Raw genomic sequence first — 18294 nt, 5'->3', positions numbered from 1 at the left:
CTCATCCTTTCAGCTTTTGCAACAAAGTTGTGTCTGTGGAAAAATAAGATATTTTTAGCCGGTATGTTAGAATTCCCAGGACAGCCACCGCTACCAGCACATCCAGAAAAATTCCCATCTCGATAATCAGCGGCAAGCCCTGGGTTACGGAAAGGCTGACCAAATACAGGCCATTCTCCATAATGTTGAGTCCGACAATCTGTAAAATAGCCTGCCGCCGGATCATAATGACCTGCAGGCCAATGAACACCAACGCCACGGCGGCTGCCAAAGCATCCCGGCTGATCACTCCCGGCAGGGCCCGGTCAATTAATCCGTAGGCCAAAACAGTCGTAAAAGCGGCCGCCAATGAGGAAGCGTTGGCATTCAGCAGCGAACCGGCCTCTCTCTCTTTTTTCAGCCGTCCGGCAATCCGGAACAAGGCGTAGGGAATCAATCCCGCTTTGATCAGGACAGTCAGGAACGCTGCCAGATAATAATGGGTTTCCCCCGTTTCCATACCGACTGCCACCGACGCGATAGCAATCATGACCGACTGAAGTAGAAAAATAACGACAGCCGTATGGATTCTGGTTACCCGGGTCAACAGGAAAGCAGTAAACATAAGACCGATAATTAAGACATTCATATTCTTCCTCCTCTACCAAACGACTAAGGCAAGTAGGGATAACAGGCAGGATACGGCCAGAAAACCCGGCAGACGGAAGAGCCGCATTTTTGCGTTGCCGGTCTCCACCACCGCTAACAGAATCGCCGTTAATATCACCTTTAGCATCAGAACAGCCGGCGCCCCGGGTGTACCGGCAAAAAAAGCCGCCCCCCAGGGAAGAAACAACAGGACAAACAATACCAGCACGACGGCCTGTTTAACCATGGAAGCCCAGTAGATCAATCCAAGATACCGGCCGCTGTATTCCAGAATCATGCCTTCATGGATCATGGTCAGTTCCAGATGCGTATCGGGATTGTCCACCGGAATCCGCCCGGTCTCCGCAATGGTGATAATAAAAAAGGCGATGGCGGCTAAAAGATAAGACAGGGCAAACGGGCTCGCCGCCGCGGCGGCGGCCATATCGGCCAGCCTGGTTGTTCCCGCCCGCAGCGCGACGGTTAGAAAGGCCAAAATAAGCGCCGGTTCAACCAGAACGGACACGTACATTTCCCGGGATCCCCCCATGCCGCCAAACGAGCTGCCTGCATCCAGAGAGGCCAAAGCCAGCCAAAACCGGCCAAAAGCAAATACATAAATCAATAACAGCATATCCACCGACCGGAATCCGGCTCCACCGGCGGCAACCATGCCGGCTGCGGCGAACACGGCCGCAAAATACAGCAGGGGCGCAGCGTGAAAAATCCAGGATGTGGTAGGTGAAACCACGCTGCTTTTCGACCAGTATTTCCAAAGATCGTAATACGGCTGAAGCACCGGCGAGCCGCGCCGGTTTTGCAGATAAGCCTTACATTTTTTGATCAGGCCTTCCACTAAGGGGGCCAAAAATAGAATCGACAGAGTACCGGTTATTGCATAAAACATTCAGACCACCTACCTTGAACTCCAGATTATTGCCATAACCGTCACCGCCAAAATATAGCCGATATAAAGCTGTAAACTGCCGTTCTGCAGCTTCCGGACATACTTAGCCGCGGCAATCACGCCGCTGTTAAACGGACGATACAACCGGCGGCGCAAAATGTCATCCAGGGAAAGCGAATAGGTTAGCCGCCGGCCATAATAAGCATTGTCCGCCGGACCGGCCACAACTTTGTGCCGCTGCGGCTGTAAAATAGCCCGGAAAGCCGTCCGTATGGGTTTGGAAAATCCGGTGGCTGTATAGGCCATCCGGGAATTGGGAACAATGCCGCACGTCCAGGTTTCTCCCGGACATTCCCGCTCTTTCCGGTTTCTGCCGGCCAGCAGCCAGCCTCCGGTCAGTCCGGCCGCCACCAGTCCGGCCGCGACGGGAATCCCTGGCCAGCCGCCACCGGCACTTCCTCCGAAAGAGAGTCCGAACCAGCCGTTTTGAAACAATGTGGCAACATCCATTTGCGGGTAAAAGGATAACAGCCTTGTCACCAATTTAAGCACCGGCTCCGGCCAAATTCCCGTCACGATACAAATTGCGGCTAATAGCCCCAGCGGTGCAGTCATCAGACCCGGAGCCTCCCCGGCCTTTTCAGCCTGCGGACTCCGCGGCTTGGCCAGAAAGGCAATCCCGAAAGCCTTAACAAAGGCACCCGCCGCCAATGCGCCGGCCATTCCCAGCAGTGCCGGCAGTACCGTCCCGGCCAGTTGGCCCGCCAGACCATCGACTCCTTGGGGGAGATAAAATAAAGACTGAAAGGTTAGCCATTCACTGACAAAACCGCTTAAGGGCGGCAGGGAAGCAATGGTGACGGCGCCGATAAGAAAAAACACAGCCGTAACCGGCATCTTTTTAATGAGTCCGCCCATTTTTTCCAAATTATGAGTATGGGTAGCCTGAACGACTGTCCCGGCGCTTAAAAACAGTAAGGATTTAAATATGGCATGATTAAAGGTGTGCAGAAAAGCTGCCGACCAGGCGAAACCTGCCAGCACCGGGTGACCGCCGGCGGTAAAAATCAGGCCGGATCCCATGCCGAGAAGAATGATGCCGGCATTTTCCACGGTACTGTATGCCAGCAACCGTTTCAAATCCTGCTCCAGTACGGCATACAGCACTCCCAGCAGACAAGACAGAATGCCGACTGCCACCACCAGTTGCCCCCACCAGGCCGGTCCGCTGCCCAGAAAAACGAGCAAAAACCGGCTCAAACCGTAAACCGCTGTTTTAATCATAATCCCGGACATAAGCGCCGACACATGGCTGGGAGCGGCAGGATGGGCCATGGGCAGCCAAATATGCACCGGCACCAGGCCGGCTTTGGTACCGAAACCCAGCAAGGCAAACAAAAAAATCAGATCCCGCAGCCATCCCTTGACGCCGGCCTGCCCCAGCGCCTGAAAATCAAAACTGCCCGCGTTGACCGCTAACAAAAGAAAAGCGGCAATAATAAAGGCTGTCCCAACATGAGTCATAACCAGGTATACATAAGCCGCCCGCCGGTTTTCTGCCTCTTCCCAGCGGTGATTGACGAGAAAAAAGGAAACCAGGCTCATAACCTCCCAGGCCACTAAAAACGCCACAACGTGACTGACCGTAAATACAGCCACCATGGACAGTAAAAAGAGATTGTAGCAGGCAGCCGTCAACCACAGGCGGCGCCCATAGAACTCACGGCAGTAGCCGATAGCATACACACTGGCCGGCGCTCCGAGCAAACCTACCAGCAGCAGAAAAAAAGCCGACAGATAATCAAGTCCCACTGTTACCTGACCGAATAAAGGCCACTCAAATAGGGGAAACCTGGCAGTTCCCTGCCAAAAAACAACAATTGCACACAGTATGGCCGAGATACTTCCCGCAGTTGCCATGCCGTGTGCAATCCAGTTCGCTGCATATTCCTTTTTATATAATATCAAGGCTACCATCGCGCCGATTAAAAAAAACAATCCCGTTAAAAAATATAAATCTGCCGCAAGCATATATATACTAGACCTCCTAAAAAGAAAAACAAAATCAGACATAATTCTAGCATATGCACTGCGGAAAAGTAAATATTTAAATAAATTGTTGTAATATTCGCTCTAGACTGCCGGCAAACACCCGGTCATCGGCAGGCGTGCGTTTGGCCGGTCCTCTCGTACGGCCGCCGCCGCGGCGGTATTTAGCCTTGATTTCCCGCTCCTCCAGCAAAAAATCAATCGTCTCGGACAAGTACTCCCGGCCCGACGGGCTTAGACAGCGGGTTTTCTTTCCCAGTACCATCGCCGCCAGTCCCCAATCCTGGGTGATAACAACATCTCCCGCGTCGGTCAGATTCAGTACCTTCATATCGGCTTCCTGGGAGGCATTCCCTACAACAACATGATGGTCCGAGACGATGGCATGGTTAAAACTGGCCACCGTCCATACCGGAAGGCCATATTGCCGTCCCAGAGCCAAACAAATCTGCAGCACTTGTTTGGGACAGGCGTCCGCATCGACGATGATTTTCATGAAGGGGTTCTCCTCCTGGCCCGGCCGGGTGTTTTGCCCGGACCGGGCTGATCATCCACAATCCGGCCGCGAATCATTTCCTTTCGTGCCATCCCAATCTTCAATTTTAGCCGGCAAGTCTCAAGAAATGCCAGTTCCCGCCGGGTGGCCAAGGAAAGAACCGTACCGGTTTTGCCGGCCCGGGCCGTCCGTCCCGCCCGGTGGAGATACACCTCCGGAGCTTCGGGAATATCCAGGTTGAAAATATATTCAATGTCCGGAATATCGAGACCGCGGGCCGCCAGGTCGGATGCCACCAAAAACTGCAGTTTGCCGCTGCGGAAATCCTCCACAGCTTTCTGCCGGCTTTCCTTGGCCGCCGCACCATAAAGTCCGGCCGCCTTCAAACCGAGGTAATTCAGCTTGGCTGTTGTTATTTCAATATCGCCGCCTTTATTGACAAAAACGAGGGCTCGTTCTCCCGCCAGCGTTCCCGCCAATTTACGCAGCAACTCCATTTTATCCCGTTGTTCGGTTATAAAATACCAGTGCTGAATGACCGGCATCCCCTCCGTCGGCACCTTGCTAACGATCCACGGGGCGCCAGGATCGAGAGACCGGGCCCGTTCCAGGGTCGCCGGCGGAATAGTAGCCGAAAAAAGCAGTAGTTGGCGTTCCTTCAACGTGGTTTTAATGATCGCCCGCACTCCCTCAATGTTATTATCGTCCAGCAACCGGTCCGCTTCATCAATAACAATCGTTTTCACAGTATGTGCCGTAATTTTCCGCTTCCGGATCAACTCCAAAATCCGGCCGCAGGAGCCGACGATAATCTGCGGTTTCTCTTTTAGCCGCTCTATTTGCCGCTGGATATTGACATCGCCGATAACCGGCAGGACTGTCAGCGCCATATCCGCGTCCCGAATCAGCCGTTCGGCCTGTCGCTGAATCTGGATAGCCAGTTCATGGGTTGGCGCTAGAATCAGAGCCTGGGGTTCCCGCCGTGCCGCATCCACTTTTTGCAATAGGGGTAGTAAATACGCCAGCGTTTTACCCGTTCCGGTCGGGGATTGGCCGACGACGGACTTTCCTTCCATAGCCGCCGGTATAACCGCCGTCTGAATGGCAGTGGGCAGCACAATTGCCCCTTTTTCCAATCCTGCCGCCAGTTGGGGTAAAACGCCCAGGTCGATAAATGATTTCTGCATCCATATCTCTCCTTATAGACCACACTCGGCTCGTTTTTCCTTTATGCCGGCCCTGTTTTCCCGGTCTGGGGCAAATGACCATCCGGTATGACCGGCTGCCCCTGCCGGTCATTATAGGTGGCCCGGCAGGCAGGATAGCGGCTGCAGCCCCAAAAGGGCCCGTTCTTTCCCTGCCGGAGGCGTAAATCGCCTTGCCGGCAGCGGGGACAGGGATGCTCCGGCCGGCGTGGCACTCCGTCCGCGTCGTCATAAGACGCCTGACAATCGGGATAGCGGGAGCAGCCCCAAAACGTTCCCCGGCGGCCCCGGCGCTGTTGTAAAACGCCCTGACCGCACTGGGGGCACGGATGATCGCCCCGTAAAGGAACGGCAATCTCTCTGGCCTTACTACACAAACCGGTTGTAAACTGCACCTGTTGTCCCAAAAATGCATCCAGCTGTTCTTCCCCGCTTGCCATCCGGTGCAGCACTTCTTCCCACAGGGCCGTACAATCGGGATAGGTCAGTTCATCGGGCAAAGCGTCAATTAATAAATAGGCCGCCTCGGCGGGAAACAAATACTGTTTCTTCTTCTCCGTCTGCAAAAAACGCCGGTCAATCAGTTCTTTTATAATTGTGGCCCGGGTCGCTTCCGTACCGATGCCGCTTACTTCTTTCAACTGTTTTTTCAGTTCGGGATTCTTTACATATTTATGAATTTCCTTCATAGCGGCCAACAAGGTGGTAGGCGTAAAGCGCACCGGCGGACGGGTACTCTTTTTCTCGGCCGAAGTCCGGAGCCATTCCACCGGATCGTCCCGTTTCACCGGCGGCAGCGTATCGCCGTCCTCTTCTTTTTTCTCATCGGTCTCGCCGCCATATACTTCTTTCCAACCCATTACCGTTACAATCCGGCCGCCGGCTGTAAACACTTCGCCGGCATAACTGATTTCCACCTTAGTCTGCTGGTAGCGGTGTACCGGATAAAACTGGGCAACATAGGCCTGAGCGATCAGACAATAAATATTCTGCTCCCCTTCATTCAGGGCAACGACCCGGCAAGGTACCTCCGTAGGAATAATGGCATGATGGGCCGTAATTTTTTTATCATTCCAGGCCCGGCTTTGAATCGACCTGTCCGCCTTGTCCGCCCAGGCCGCCAAATCCGGCCGGCCGCATTCCCTAAGATTCTCCAGAATTACAGCCGCATCGTCATGCTGAGACTCCGGTAAAAAATCACAATCCGACCGGGGATAGGTTGTCAACTTTTTCTCGTATAATTTTTGCGCCGTATCCAGTACGGTTTGCGGGTCATAGCCATATTTTTTCCCGGCCAGAACCTGCAGTGACGATAAGGAAAGGGGCAAGCGCTGCGGTTCCTTCTTATCCACCGTATCACAGGCCGTTATCACTCCCGGCTGGGGACCGCCGGCCAGTTTCTCCGTCAGCGAGCGGACAACCTCCGGGTCGGTCAAACGGTCTTCAGCATCCAGGCCCGGCTGGTCCTCACGGGGTTTCCAATAGGCTGTCACCAGGCCATTTTCATGTTGAAACTCCGCCTTAAGGGTAAAATAATCAACCGGCTGAAACGAGGAAATTTCCCGTTCCCGGCGCACCACCAGCGCCAAAGTCGGCGTTTTAACCCGGCCCACGGGCAGGGTCATGTCATGCCCCGCCCGTTGGGCTGCAAGAGTATAGGCCCGGGAAAGATTCATACCGATCAGCCAGTCGGCGCGGGCTCTGGCCAGGGCCGATTGTTTCAGATTGTAAAAATCACGGTTATCCCGCAAATTAGCAACCGCTTTTTTAATGCTCTTTTCATCCAGAGCCTGCAGGAGAACCCGGCGAACGGGCTTTTCATTCCCGACATAATCCAGAACTTCGTCGATAAGAAGTTGTCCTTCCCGGTCCGGGTCGCCGGCATGAACAATTTCGTTCGCCTCTTCAATCAGGCGTTTCATGGTCTGGAATTGTTTGTCGCAGGAGGCGGATACTAACAGTTTCCATGTTTCCGGTATAATCGGCAGGTCCTCCGGACGCCATTTTTCATACCTGGCATCATACTCACCCGGTTCGGCCTGACGCAAAACATGGCCAAAACCCCAGGTAACCACACCGTCGGCAGTAACAATATAACCGTCCTTGCGTTTTAGCGGACCTGGCAGGCATTTGGCGATTTCCAGACCCATACTCGGTTTTTCAGCAATAAATAGTCTCACATTCTCCCCCATTGCCTAATCAAGCAAAAAATTAGAATCCCGCATTGCAGGATTCCGGTCTGCATTTCTAAATGATCTCAACTTATGGATGCAGAGTTAACAGCCGCGGGTTCCTACTTAGTCATCACAGGACATTTTCAGCTTCTGTTCCCGCTCATGCCGCTCCAGGGCCAGCTGAATCAGCCGGTCAATCAATGCCGGATAGGGCAATCCGCTGATTTCCCACAGTTTAGGATACATGCTGATTTTGGTAAAACCGGGAATGGTATTAATTTCATTCACTATCAGCCGGCCATCCGGCGTCAGGAAGAAATCCACCCGGGCCATGCCCTCACAGCACAATACCTGAAAGGCCTCGACCGCCATAGCCTGGATCTTTTGTACCGTCGCCGGCGGCAATTCGGCGGGAATAGACAGGATCGCGCCGCTCTCGTCAATGTATTTGGCTTCATAAGAATAAAAATCCCGTTGCGCAATGATTTCCCCTACTGCCGAGGCGGCCGGCCGCTCATTGCCCAAAACGGCACACTCCACTTCCCGGCCTTGAACAAATTCTTCAATGAGAACTTTTGTGTCATACAGGAAGGCCGTCTGAATGGCCGCCTCAAATTCATCCCGGTTCCGGACCTTGCTGACACCGACCGAAGAACCCAGATTGGCAGGCTTGACGAATAAAGGCAATCCCAGACCCGCGGTCACGGCCGCAAAATCAATTTCCGCCTGCTGGTGGGCGCGAAAAGTCATTGATTTGGCAACGGGAATGCCGGCATCCCGCAGGAGACGTTTGGTCACATCTTTGTCCATGCCGACGGCCGAGCCCAATACGCCGGCGCCGACAAACGGCACATTAGCCAGTTTCAGCAGTCCCTGTACGGTGCCGTCCTCACCGTAAGCACCGTGCAAAACGGGAAAAATAACATCAATACTGCTCTTTTCCGTCTGGTTCAGAACATGCAGCAACGGCTGGCCTTCGTTGCCGGGAGAAAGCATGACCTGTTTATCGCTTTTTTGCAGGGCAATCTCTTTGGGATTGCTTTCATTAAGCAGAAAATGAGCTTTATCGTTTAAATGCCATCGTCCCGTTTTGTCAATGCCGATCAAAGTTACCTCATATTTTGCCGGGTCTATGGCGTCAATCACATTTTTTGCCGATTGTAAAGAAACCTCATGTTCTGTTGATTTACCGCCAAACAGAACACCTACATGAATTTTTTTCACTCTACCATCTCCTTAGACTGATCATTTTAGTTTATTCTTGTTTTCTTACATTTATCCCTCCTTTTGCCTTTATATTCAGCATGTAATTATCGGTGACGGCCAAAACAAATAAATTGTCGAGAACAAAAACCCAAAAGTGGGATAAAAAAAATATCCAATTCCTGTTACGAATTGGATAGGTAAGTCGTTATCCGCAGCCGGCCAATTCCCGGATATCTCTGTTGCCAATTATAAATCTGCGGCAAGACCAATGCTGTCCCGGGCATACTCATAGAGGCGGCTGACCTCCGCCGCCGTCAGAAATTCGGCCAGTTCCAGAATGACAATCATCGCTTCCTCCTGTTTGCCGATGCCCTTAATATACGACATCTCCCCGCCGGTCATAAATGCCGGCGCCGCCTCGATATCGGTCTCAGCAATTTTTACAATATCCGTCACTTCATCCACAATACAGCCGACAATCATGGTATCGGCATAAATCAGAATAATTTTGCTCTCCGGCTCAGCCGACCGTTCAAGCCCCAGTTTAGCCCGCAAATTAAATACATAAACGATGCTGCCGCGCAAGTTAATCATTCCGTCCAAGGCTTGCGGCGCAGCGGGAATTTTTTGGACCGTAAACTTATTCAGCCGCAATATTCCCTGGACTTTATCGGCCTCTACGCCGTACTGTTTACCGTCCACGTCAAAAAGTAAGAGCTGCGTCTGCACGGTCATCCTCCTTTTTTATTGGCTTTCCATTTCCCTGGAATTATAAACGGTCGGCCAGTATGTGCAGTTGTTCCGCCAGGCCGGTCAGTTCCTCGACACTGGCGGCGGCTTGCTGAATGGCAGCCGCCTGCTGTTCAACAATGACCGACGTGGAGTTTCCCATAGAAACGGTGTTGCTTACCGACTCCCGGATCATAGCGGTAAATTCCTTAATTTTACCGATTGTTTGTTTCGAATCCCCGGACAGTTTGCGAATTTCCTGCGCCACCACGCCAAAGCCCAACCCTGCTTCTCCCGCTCTGGCCGCTTCAATGGCCGCATTAAGTCCCAGCAAACGGGTTTCATCGGCAATTTCTTTAATAAACTCAATTACTTCATTAATTTGTCCGGACACAACATTGACGGTGTCTATTTCCTTATTCAATACGGTCTGGTTATTTTTCACGTCGTTGGCCGACGCCGCCAATTGTTCCATCGTCGCGGATATTTGCATCAGGTTATCGTTAATCGTATTAGACATACTTTTAAATTGACGCTGATGGTACCAAACCCGGGAAAGAGTATTCGCCACTAAATATAGCACCTTAGCCGCCGCTTCCACGCTTCGGCGCGGCATGATTTTCACTTCCCGCAGCGCTTCCACGTAGTCGTCGGGGTTTACGCCGATTTCCTCAGCAATACGGTGAAATTTAGCTTCATCAGGGGGTTCCGTCAGGACTTGTCCCCCTAAAATAGAACCGATTTGCCGGCCCTCCAGCATAATGGGCGCGCCAAAATCAACCAACCCGGCATGGCACTCGTAAACAGCCGGTTTCCCGGTCCGCGCCGACTCTTCGCCCCCTTTCCGGTCACATTCCATACAGCGTTTTAAGCCCCGTTCGGAACCCCGGGTAAAATTCATGCAGAACTTGGTAAACTCGCTGGGCTGGGTGACCGGCGCTCCGTTTCTGTCCACGGTTATGCTGGCCAGCCCGAGAGATTCGGCGAAACTGTCCTGAAATTCCTGTAAAAATTGCAGGTCTATTATATCCTGGAGCTTCACCGTATTTAAATCCTCTATTTTACTTTCAACGACTTTCTTCTCCAAAACCATACCCCCTAACCTTTATTTCAATCAAACCTTACTTACCGCCAACTCTTTCCATTTCTCGTTACCTTTATTATACAAAATTCGTGTTTATTCGGTAGTAAATATCAAAATTTTACAAATTTTCAGCAATTATTTTTCATATTGCTGCCTTATTACGGAAAGAGAGCATTTTACCTATAATAAAAGCCGGGCATGATTTTCCGCTCCGACTCAAATACTACTTCTATTCATTTATATGGGGAGGCATTCTATGCAAAGGGAAACAATTTATTTTTTATTCTACCTCGGTCTCTGTTTCGCCGCTTTATCTTCCCTTAAATTCCTGCGGCGGCGTCTCCATCCCCTTGAGCTTTTCTACGGCTATCTTGTTGCCGTCATTTGCATTCAGCAAACCTTTACCATTCTAACGATTAATCTGAAAATGTTTGAAATGGTTCCTACCTGGCAGGCCTTCCTTTCGCTTAAAATACCGGGTATGGTGTACTATCCGCTTGTGTATCTCTGGCTCATTTTCTTTCTATTGGATGACCGCCGCCGGGCAAATAGTAAAGCGTTATACTGCCTGCTCCTGTTCGGGTTGCTGCTTGCCTCGGACTATGCCACTTCCTTAACCCGATTCGTTATTGTATATAATTGGAATATCTACTGCTCAATAATCCGCCACGCCGGGTTACTGCTGGCTGTCAGTCTGTTTTTGCTTTGGCTGCGGCGACAAATGGGCAAAGAAGGAATTCCGCGATGATCTTATACCCACCCGTAAAGTTTGATGCTAACGAATGCTTTATTTTTCTGGCCATTGCCGCCAATTTGCTGCTAATCTTCCTGCTTCCCAGACGATTTTCGCTTTTGACCCTAACCGGGATCTGGCTGTTTAACATTTTTCTGGCACAAAGCACCGACTTTATTATTGGCAAACCGCCCCTAGAACTGTACCGGTTCAACGATCTAAAAGAATATGAATACTTTGATGTTCTTTTATATCTCCTTGTTTATCCGCCGGTTGCCTATTTTTTCCTCTACTTCTATGACCACCGCCGCTGGACCGGTAACCGCCTCCGGTTCTATCTGATCGCATCCGCTTTCATTACGTCCGTCCTGGAGAGGCTTGCCGTTCAATTCCATGTTTTCACTTATATTCATTGGAATCTGCTATACTCCTACCTGGTTTATCTGCTGGTCTTTGCCTTAAATATCCGGCTGCTGAATTTCCTGCGGCGGTTTCTCCCGGTAAACAGAAACTATTCTCCGAAATAGCTATTCAGCAAATATATTCTAGATGTTTAGAGCCGTCACCAAATTCTCCCGCATTGGAGCGGGATTCTTATCATAGATGTAGTCTAAATCGACTTGCCAAAAAATTTTATCACCTTTAATTCGACAATCAATTATCAATTTTCAGAAAACAAAAACTACTTGATAACTATTTCAAATTATACTATAATGAAATTGGATGAAGAATCCAATGAAAGTACTTGTTTTCACACAATAAAAAGGAGGTGTCATTATGTTATTTAATCAGGAAAATATTATGTGTATCACCGAACTCCGCAACACGGTAGGCAATCTCGTGAGACGGATACAGGACGGCCAGCAGGTCGATAACGTCGAGGACATGCAGACCATGCTGACGGCATTTGACAAGCATGTGGACCGTAAACTGATTGCTGCCACAGCCGGTCTGGATGTTGCTTATGTGGGCGGTCTCAGACACACATTCGCCACGATGCTTAAACTCCACTGCCAGTTGAATGAACGGCAAATTGACGAAGTAACGTCATTTCTCCGGCAATACGATGACGTTATAAAAACTGCTTCTTTTGTAAACTAAGGGCCGAGATTGAAGAACCCGCGTAAGAACGCGGATTTTTTAATTTCGGCCCTTAAATTTCTTAAACTAGAAACTCCTGAACATACTCACCCAACTTGGCCAGCCCGTGAGGAAAATCTTTCTTGCCAAGTCCTACCCGGAAAAAATTGCCGCCCAGTTCAAATACATTTCCCGGAGCAATCAGCAGGTTCTTTTTCGCCAAAACTATTTCACAGAAGCGCTCAATGGGGATATTGAGCGTTAACTCCGCTAACGCCACCGAACCGGCTTGAGGTGGCAGCCAATTAAAATAGCGATTGTAGTGAGCGAAAAAATCCCGGGCAACGGCTAAATTATTTTTAATAATTTCCCTGTTCCCGGCAAGAATCTGCTCTCTGGCCCGCAACGCAATAAAAGCCAGTATTTCATCGGGAGCGCCGGAACAGATGGTAGTATAATCTTTTCTTGACCGCAACGCCTGTAAAAGCTCCCTGTCTTTTGTCATCAGCCAGCCCATTCTTAACCCCGGCAGTCCAAAGGACTTGGACAATCCGGCAAGGGTAATCCCTCTCTCATAACAACTTCCCACCGGCTTCAGACGTTGGTCTGGATCATATTCCGAAAGGCGGTACATTTCGTCCGAAAAAAGGTAAATTTCCCTTTCCCGGGCCAGGCTGATCAGGGCATCCAACTCGCTTTGGGATGGCAAAAACCCCGTAGGATTATGAGGGAAATTAATGACAATCAGTTTTGTTTTCCTGTTAATTTGGCTTCTCAGCCGGTCTACATCCAAAGTCCACCGATTATCTTGCCGTATTAGCGGCCATTTGGCAAGCGAACAATTCAGAGCACGCGGGATTTCATATAGTGACTGATATGCCGGGTCAATTACAATCACATGGTCGCCGGCCTGCAAAACCGTACTCAGCGCAATCAGGATTCCTTCTTCCGGAACAGTAACCAGAATATCCTCCGCCGTTATGCCCCGGTAAAGTCCGGCTATTTCCTCCCGCAGCAGCGGATGTCCCTGGGACTGAGTATATCCCAGCCGCAACCGGTTCCACAGTTCCAACCCTTCCACATCGGCCAGGGCAAGCAATTCGGATAGGCCCATACTTTCACAATCGGAGGTGCTCAAAAGGTATTGCGCTTTAAATTCGTATTCGGCAAAATAACGCTCCAGTTTAAATTCCCGCAAGTTCATGGTTGTCTTCCTCCTGTTATTAATTCATTTCTTTTCATTATAAAAAGAACAGTTCCTATCGTCTGCAACCAATTTTTCAATTGATAACCCAACCAATCCACTCAATCTTTTGCTATAATGAAAGCAATTATAACGCTAAATTGGAGGACTAATAAGGTGCTGGCTATTCATTGGAAACCCTGCCGGGAAGACAGGGTGCCGTTACATAAACAAATTGTCGCCTATATCACGGGCAAGATTGCCAGCGGTGAATGGCCCGTAGGTTGTAAATTACCATCTCAGCGCCTTTTAGCAGAAATTTTCGGTGTTAACCGCAGCACTCTAATCAACGCGCTGGACGAACTTTGTGCCGACGGTCTGTTAGCAGGCAGGCAGGGCAGCGGTATCCGAATCGCCAACAATACCTGGTCCCTGCTAACAGCAGCCCGTCCCGTTAATTGGGACGCTTACGTGGATAACGGAGTCCAACTGCCCAATTATCCGGTTATCCAGGAAATCAACCGTGCCGAATTTCTCCCCGGTGTAATCCGGCTGGGAACCGGTGAGCTTTCGCCAGCCTTCTATCCCCAAGAAATTATGACGGAATTAATGCACAACCTTCCTGCCAAAATCCCGTCCCTTGGTTATGAAGAACCGCAAGGTCTCTTTTTCCTGCGCCAACAAATCAGTTCTTACCTCCATACTCATGGTATTTACACCACGCCGGCATCTATATTGATCGTATCCGGCGCATTGCAAGCTTTGCAATTAATCAGTTTCTCGCTCCTGCCGCCGCAGGCAGCCGTATTGCTGGAGACTCCCTCCTATCTTTTTTCTCTCCGGCTGCTGCAGTCCATGCACATTACAGTACGCGGCCTCCCTATGGACAGCGCCGGCCTAAAAACCAGCGCCATCTCCGGTCAGATCCGGCCTAACCAGCCGGCCCTCCTGTATACGATTCCCTGCTTCCATAATCCCACCGGCATCTCCATGACGGCAAAACGGCGCCAAGAACTTCTGGCTTTATGCCGGCAAAAACAACTGCCCATTATCGAAGACGACGTTTACCGCGAATTATGGCTTGATTCACCGCCGCCTCCGCCCTTAAAAGCGCTGGATAAGGAGGGTCTTATCCTTTATGTCGGCAGTCTGTCCAAAACATTAAGCCCCGGTCTCCGCATCGGCTGGATTGCCGGCCCGGAACCCGTTATCGCCCGCCTGGCAGATATTAAAATGCAATTTGATTATGGATCCAGTTCTTTATCGCAATGGCTGGCGACAGAATGGCTGGCAGGAGACTTCTATCGCTGCCATCTGGAAAATGTGCGACGGCAGTTGAAAATTCGCCGGGATACGATGTGTAAAATACTGGAAGACCATTATACCGGTCTCGCGACCTGGGACATTCCGGCGGGAGGTTTTTATGTCTGGCTTAAATTAAATCGGCCGGCATCCCTGGCAAAACTTTTCAAGGCCGCTTTGAAAAATGGTCTTTTGCTCAACCCCGGAAATCTTTATGATCCTTTCTCACAGCAACATCTGCGCCTGTCTTATGCTTATGCCGGCCTTGCTGAAATCGAGGCGGGCCTTCTCCGTCTTAAAACCCTTCTCCGGAATTTATTAAAATGATCTCATGTCCCCAGAGCGCAAAAAAAACGCTGCGCATTTTTTTCAGCGCAGCGTTTTTCTCTTGGGTCTTTCTTACCCAAATAAAGCAATTCCCAAGGGGGTTACCAGTAAAGGATGCGGCGGCACTTCGACCTGCCTGCCGAAGGCTTTACTGAAGGCGCCGGCAAAACCGCTTAAATAAGCTGTCCCGCCTACTACATAGACCGGATATTCGGCATATCCGTCAAAGCCGGTCAACATGTCTTTCACAATGGTCGCCATTTTTTCGATAACCGGCATGATGACCGGAGTAATTTCACGATGGCGCCGGGAATCCTGTTTCATTTTCTCCGCTTCTTCGAAGGAAATATGATAAGCCCCCGCCAAAACCAGCGAAACGTGAGTTCCACCGGTAGGCTCATCAGCCGTAAAAACCAGTTCGCCATTTTTAAGAACGGCTATCCCCGTAGTCCCGCCGCCGATATCAACAACAATGCCATCCTTTATTTGCAGCACCTTCGCCGCTGCAACCGGCTCATCCACCTGGCAGACCGGCTCTAATCCCGCTCCGGCAATAACATGACTGCAGGCCTGAGCGTTGCGCCCTACCGTTCCCGGCGGAACCGCCGTGGCTCCCTTATCCAGCTTTACTCCCATAATTGTTTCCACTTCCGCCCTTAACTCCGCCACGATATTTATTGCCCCCCGGAAATCAACCACCAACCCGTCCTTCACTACCGAGGCCCAGCGCATACTGCCTGCCACGGGCATGCCGTTGCTGTCGGTTACCACCAGTACAATATCCGCAGTACCAAGGTCTACACCAACCTTATATGGGCCTGGCAGAGCGGCCGCCGTTTTGGATTCAATCCGCCGGTATAGCTCACAAATTTTTTCATATGGTTCCACATTATCCCCCCTGTTCTCTGCGGCAATTCAGGAATTTATTATGATAGATTCCGTAGGGGAAAATTAAATCCTGTTGCTAAACCGGTACTATTCTAATAAGTTATGGTATTCTGTTGCTTAAAAACACAAAGGCTACCAATCCCCTCTTTTTACAAGGTTGGTAGCCTAAACTGTATATTGGCCGCTTATCTCACTGTCATGATCCATGATGTTTTTTCATTACACCTCGGTTGTGAAAAAATTTCAGCTAAGCTAAGTCCAGTTCTTCAGCATGTTTTTCGTCATAAGATGCACTAACCTGCTTTTGTCGCTCCTGTCTTTCCTGTTCAAAAATATCCGTCATTTCATAAAAACCGGTTTTGCCGGTAATAAACTGCGCCGCCTTATAGGCCCCTTGCGCAAAAGCCACCCGGGAAAAAGATTCGTGCGAAATCTCAATCTTGTCAAACTCACCGCAAACCAGTACCTTGTGCTTGCCGATAATGCCGCCTGCCCTAACGGCCTGAGCCGGCACTTCCTGATTATTCATCAATTTAACTCGAATCTTATCGGCTATTTTTTTCGCGGTCCCGGACGGACGGTCTTGTTTATGCTTATGATGCTCTTCCAAAACTTCGAAATCATAATCACTCATCAATTCGGCGACAATCTCAGCCATTAGCATTAGAACATTCACACCATAGGTAATATTAGGAGCCATGATGACACCGATATTACCTTTTTCAGCAAAATTCCGTATCTTTTCCACTTCCGCCGGTTCATAACCGGTTACGGCAGTAACTACATTAGTTCCGGATTTAGCCAACGCATGAATGTTATCCTTAAGAAAATTGCTACTGGAAAAATCAATCAATACATCGGGCTGGTTCTGAAACAGCTTTCGTTCCAAATGATCACTCGTTTCAACTAAAATTCCCGTATCTTTGCAATTTAGTATTTCGCCTAGGTCTTTGTGGGCTTTACTGCTTTCCGGCCGGCACAATACCATATTCAATACCTTTTTTTGCCAAAGATACTCTGCCACGATTTTTCCAGTCCGACCCAAACCAACAAGTGCTATCTTCATGTATCTACCTCCCATCTTTTTACTGACAACCTAATTATACTATGCAGGATGTTAGACTGTCAAGAATTACCGTCCTTTATATTCATCTCAATTTTCCGACAATCTTCATCAGGTAAAATTTTCCCTGCCTAGAAAAAAATTTACGGATAAAAACTTGCTTGACCATCCAAACTATCTATAGTGTATTTTCTCAAATTTTAAAGGAGGAGCTTTTACATGATAACATCACTGCTATACTCAGCAATTATCGGCATTGTCGCCGGCTGGCTGGCCGGAAAAATTTCCCGCAACCACGGGTTTGGCGTCTGGGGAGATTTGGTTGTCGGCATTATCGGCTCATTTATCGGCAGCTTTGTATTGAACCTGGTAGGAATGCATACCTATGGGCTGATTGGCTCTATTATTGCCAGTACTTTAGGTGCCGTAATTTTGCTTTGGCTGATCCGGTTGTTCACCGGTGAGAAAACAGCACATGAATAGCAACAAAAGACCGCTAACGCGGTCTTTTGTTCATTTATCCCAAATTTCGCACCCCGAACTTATAGCGACAATATTTCTCCCAAATTATAGCCACAAAGTAATAATGAGTTTATATTTCGTTTAAAAATTTCTCAGTTTATCTTTCCCTGGAGAACTATTGCCGAATGAAAGATGCGAAAAGTGGGATTTATATGATTATTTTCAGCTCAATAGTTTCCGCAGTTTAGGCGATACCAGAAGAGCAATAACCAGCCCCGCGCCGGAAGTCATTAACGAGCTGGGTATATTGGCCAACGCGGTGGCCAGACTGCCCGTGACCTGCCACCAAGCGGCGATATATCCACCCAGAGTCCAAACAGCAGCCAGCAAACAACCTAAAAAAGCCCGGAGAAACCAGGTAGTTCGAAGCTGCCAGGCCGACGCCGCAGTTTCCGGCCATTTGCCCTTAGCAACAAGGCCGGCAATCAATCCGGCCACACCTTTAATAAAAAAGGACCACAATGTGTACGGCGAAAATCCCAGCACTAAGTCATACAGGGCGGAACCAATAGCGCCGGAAAGACCGGCATATACACCACCAAATACAATAGCCGTCATAAATAGAAACGCTGTTCCCAAATGAACCATGGCGCCGACGCCAAAAGGAATTTTTATAGCGGTTGCCACCGCGCACATGGCCGATAGTACTCCGATATATACCGAATCCCGTCCGTCCAAATTTCGTTTTTTTCTTATCATATAAAACCCTCCTCGTAATA

The 18294-nt window shown here is 49.8% G+C and carries 18 protein-coding genes; 5 read left to right on the top strand and 13 right to left on the bottom strand.

Annotation, left to right across the window (positions count from 1 at the left end):
* Position 1: 1 nt before the first annotated feature.
* From LUCIF_RS09835 to LUCIF_RS26755, 9 genes are all read right to left on the bottom strand, one after another.
* Positions 2 to 628, bottom strand: a complete 627-nt coding sequence (locus tag LUCIF_RS09835) for a hydrogenase (protein WP_122627718.1) — start codon at positions 626 to 628, stop codon at positions 2 to 4.
* 12 nt (positions 629 to 640) lie between these two features.
* On the bottom strand, positions 641 to 1534 hold the full coding sequence (locus LUCIF_RS09830) for a respiratory chain complex I subunit 1 family protein (RefSeq protein WP_122627717.1): 894 nt from the start codon (positions 1532 to 1534) through the stop codon (positions 641 to 643).
* Between the two features lie 9 nt (positions 1535 to 1543).
* Positions 1544 to 3565, bottom strand: coding sequence for a proton-conducting transporter transmembrane domain-containing protein (locus LUCIF_RS09825; RefSeq protein WP_165865953.1), 2022 nt, complete (start codon positions 3563 to 3565; stop codon positions 1544 to 1546).
* A 76-nt stretch (positions 3566 to 3641) separates the two neighbouring features.
* Positions 3642 to 4079, bottom strand: a complete 438-nt coding sequence (locus LUCIF_RS09820) for a YaiI/YqxD family protein (RefSeq protein WP_122627715.1) — start codon at positions 4077 to 4079, stop codon at positions 3642 to 3644.
* Positions 4076 to 5266, bottom strand: a complete 1191-nt coding sequence (locus LUCIF_RS09815; protein WP_122627714.1) for a DEAD/DEAH box helicase — start codon at positions 5264 to 5266, stop codon at positions 4076 to 4078. The genes LUCIF_RS09820 and LUCIF_RS09815 overlap by 4 nt, the downstream gene beginning before the upstream one ends.
* A 41-nt stretch (positions 5267 to 5307) precedes the next feature.
* The gene (locus LUCIF_RS09810) at positions 5308 to 7464 is read right to left on the bottom strand and encodes a DNA topoisomerase III (protein WP_122627713.1); all 2157 of its coding nucleotides are present in this window, start codon (positions 7462 to 7464) and stop codon (positions 5308 to 5310) included.
* A gap of 117 nt (positions 7465 to 7581) precedes the next feature.
* Positions 7582 to 8682, bottom strand: a complete 1101-nt coding sequence (gene ddlA / locus LUCIF_RS09805) for a D-alanine--D-alanine ligase (RefSeq protein WP_122627712.1) — start codon at positions 8680 to 8682, stop codon at positions 7582 to 7584.
* A 228-nt stretch (positions 8683 to 8910) separates the two neighbouring features.
* The gene (locus LUCIF_RS09800; RefSeq protein ID WP_165865952.1) at positions 8911 to 9393 is read right to left on the bottom strand and encodes a chemotaxis protein CheW; all 483 of its coding nucleotides are present in this window, start codon (positions 9391 to 9393) and stop codon (positions 8911 to 8913) included.
* A gap of 40 nt (positions 9394 to 9433) precedes the next feature.
* On the bottom strand, positions 9434 to 10480 hold the full coding sequence (locus LUCIF_RS26755; RefSeq protein WP_243638714.1) for a PocR ligand-binding domain-containing protein: 1047 nt from the start codon (positions 10478 to 10480) through the stop codon (positions 9434 to 9436).
* 253 nt (positions 10481 to 10733) lie between these two features.
* Here LUCIF_RS26755 and LUCIF_RS09790 point away from each other — a divergent pair, with 253 nt between their 5' ends.
* From LUCIF_RS09790 to LUCIF_RS09780, 3 genes are all read left to right on the top strand, one after another.
* Complete coding sequence (locus LUCIF_RS09790; protein WP_122627709.1) at positions 10734 to 11225, top strand: hypothetical protein; 492 nt, start codon at positions 10734 to 10736, stop codon at positions 11223 to 11225.
* Positions 11222 to 11737, top strand: coding sequence for a hypothetical protein (locus LUCIF_RS09785; RefSeq protein ID WP_122627708.1), 516 nt, complete (start codon positions 11222 to 11224; stop codon positions 11735 to 11737). The genes LUCIF_RS09790 and LUCIF_RS09785 overlap by 4 nt, the downstream gene beginning before the upstream one ends.
* Positions 11738 to 11987: 250 nt before the next feature.
* Positions 11988 to 12311 carry a hypothetical protein gene (locus tag LUCIF_RS09780; RefSeq protein WP_122627707.1) on the top strand — a complete coding sequence of 108 codons (324 nt, stop codon included), beginning with the start codon at positions 11988 to 11990 and terminating at the stop codon, positions 12309 to 12311.
* A gap of 61 nt (positions 12312 to 12372) precedes the next feature.
* Here LUCIF_RS09780 and LUCIF_RS09775 read toward each other — a convergent pair whose 3' ends face one another.
* Positions 12373 to 13494 (bottom strand): aminotransferase class I/II-fold pyridoxal phosphate-dependent enzyme, encoded by a 1122-nt coding sequence (locus LUCIF_RS09775; RefSeq protein ID WP_122627706.1) that lies wholly within the window; start codon positions 13492 to 13494, stop codon positions 12373 to 12375.
* 156 nt (positions 13495 to 13650) lie between these two features.
* On the opposite strand from LUCIF_RS09775, the gene LUCIF_RS09770 reads away from it, so the two are divergent.
* Positions 13651 to 15102, top strand: a complete 1452-nt coding sequence (locus tag LUCIF_RS09770; RefSeq protein WP_122627705.1) for an aminotransferase-like domain-containing protein — start codon at positions 13651 to 13653, stop codon at positions 15100 to 15102.
* Positions 15103 to 15174: 72 nt separating this feature from the next.
* On the opposite strand, the gene eutJ is transcribed toward LUCIF_RS09770, so the two are convergent.
* Entirely contained in the window at positions 15175 to 15990 is an 816-nt protein-coding gene (eutJ, locus tag LUCIF_RS09765) for an ethanolamine utilization protein EutJ (protein ID WP_122627704.1), read from the bottom strand.
* Positions 15991 to 16237: 247 nt separating this feature from the next.
* Entirely contained in the window at positions 16238 to 17056 is an 819-nt protein-coding gene (dapB, locus tag LUCIF_RS09760) for a 4-hydroxy-tetrahydrodipicolinate reductase (protein WP_122627703.1), read from the bottom strand.
* Between the two features lie 216 nt (positions 17057 to 17272).
* Here dapB and LUCIF_RS09755 point away from each other — a divergent pair, with 216 nt between their 5' ends.
* Positions 17273 to 17536 (top strand): GlsB/YeaQ/YmgE family stress response membrane protein, encoded by a 264-nt coding sequence (locus LUCIF_RS09755; RefSeq protein WP_207857366.1) that lies wholly within the window; start codon positions 17273 to 17275, stop codon positions 17534 to 17536.
* Positions 17537 to 17737: 201 nt separating this feature from the next.
* Here the strand turns inward: LUCIF_RS09755 and LUCIF_RS09750 are convergent, their stop codons facing one another.
* Positions 17738 to 18274: an ECF transporter S component gene (locus tag LUCIF_RS09750; RefSeq protein ID WP_122627702.1), complete on the bottom strand. Its 537-nt coding sequence runs from the start codon at positions 18272 to 18274 to the stop codon at positions 17738 to 17740.
* Positions 18275 to 18294: the final 20 nt, after the last annotated feature.

The organism is Allolucifera butyrica, from assembly GCF_900476375.1.
GTDB lineage: Bacteria > Bacillota > Negativicutes > Sporomusales > UPPP01 > Lucifera > Lucifera butyrica.
The sequence above is the reverse complement of the archived record's forward strand: the minus strand, read 5'-3'. Positions and strand labels throughout refer to the sequence as shown.

Coding starts and splice junctions, on each gene's coding strand:
- LUCIF_RS09835 (WP_122627718.1), bottom strand. CDS start 628: ATGAATGTCTTAATTATCGGTCTTATGTTTACTGCTTTCCTGTTGACC.
- LUCIF_RS09830 (WP_122627717.1), bottom strand. CDS start 1,534: ATGTTTTATGCAATAACCGGTACTCTGTCGATTCTATTTTTGGCCCCC.
- LUCIF_RS09825 (WP_165865953.1), bottom strand. CDS start 3,565: ATGCTTGCGGCAGATTTATATTTTTTAACGGGATTGTTTTTTTTAATC.
- LUCIF_RS09820 (WP_122627715.1), bottom strand. CDS start 4,079: ATGAAAATCATCGTCGATGCGGACGCCTGTCCCAAACAAGTGCTGCAG.
- LUCIF_RS09815 (WP_122627714.1), bottom strand. CDS start 5,266: ATGCAGAAATCATTTATCGACCTGGGCGTTTTACCCCAACTGGCGGCA.
- LUCIF_RS09790 (WP_122627709.1), top strand. CDS start 10,734: ATGCAAAGGGAAACAATTTATTTTTTATTCTACCTCGGTCTCTGTTTC.
- LUCIF_RS09785 (WP_122627708.1), top strand. CDS start 11,222: ATGATCTTATACCCACCCGTAAAGTTTGATGCTAACGAATGCTTTATT.
- LUCIF_RS09780 (WP_122627707.1), top strand. CDS start 11,988: ATGTTATTTAATCAGGAAAATATTATGTGTATCACCGAACTCCGCAAC.
- LUCIF_RS09775 (WP_122627706.1), bottom strand. CDS start 13,494: ATGAACTTGCGGGAATTTAAACTGGAGCGTTATTTTGCCGAATACGAA.
- dapB (WP_122627703.1), bottom strand. CDS start 17,056: ATGAAGATAGCACTTGTTGGTTTGGGTCGGACTGGAAAAATCGTGGCA.
- LUCIF_RS09755 (WP_207857366.1), top strand. CDS start 17,273: ATGATAACATCACTGCTATACTCAGCAATTATCGGCATTGTCGCCGGC.
- LUCIF_RS09750 (WP_122627702.1), bottom strand. CDS start 18,274: ATGATAAGAAAAAAACGAAATTTGGACGGACGGGATTCGGTATATATC.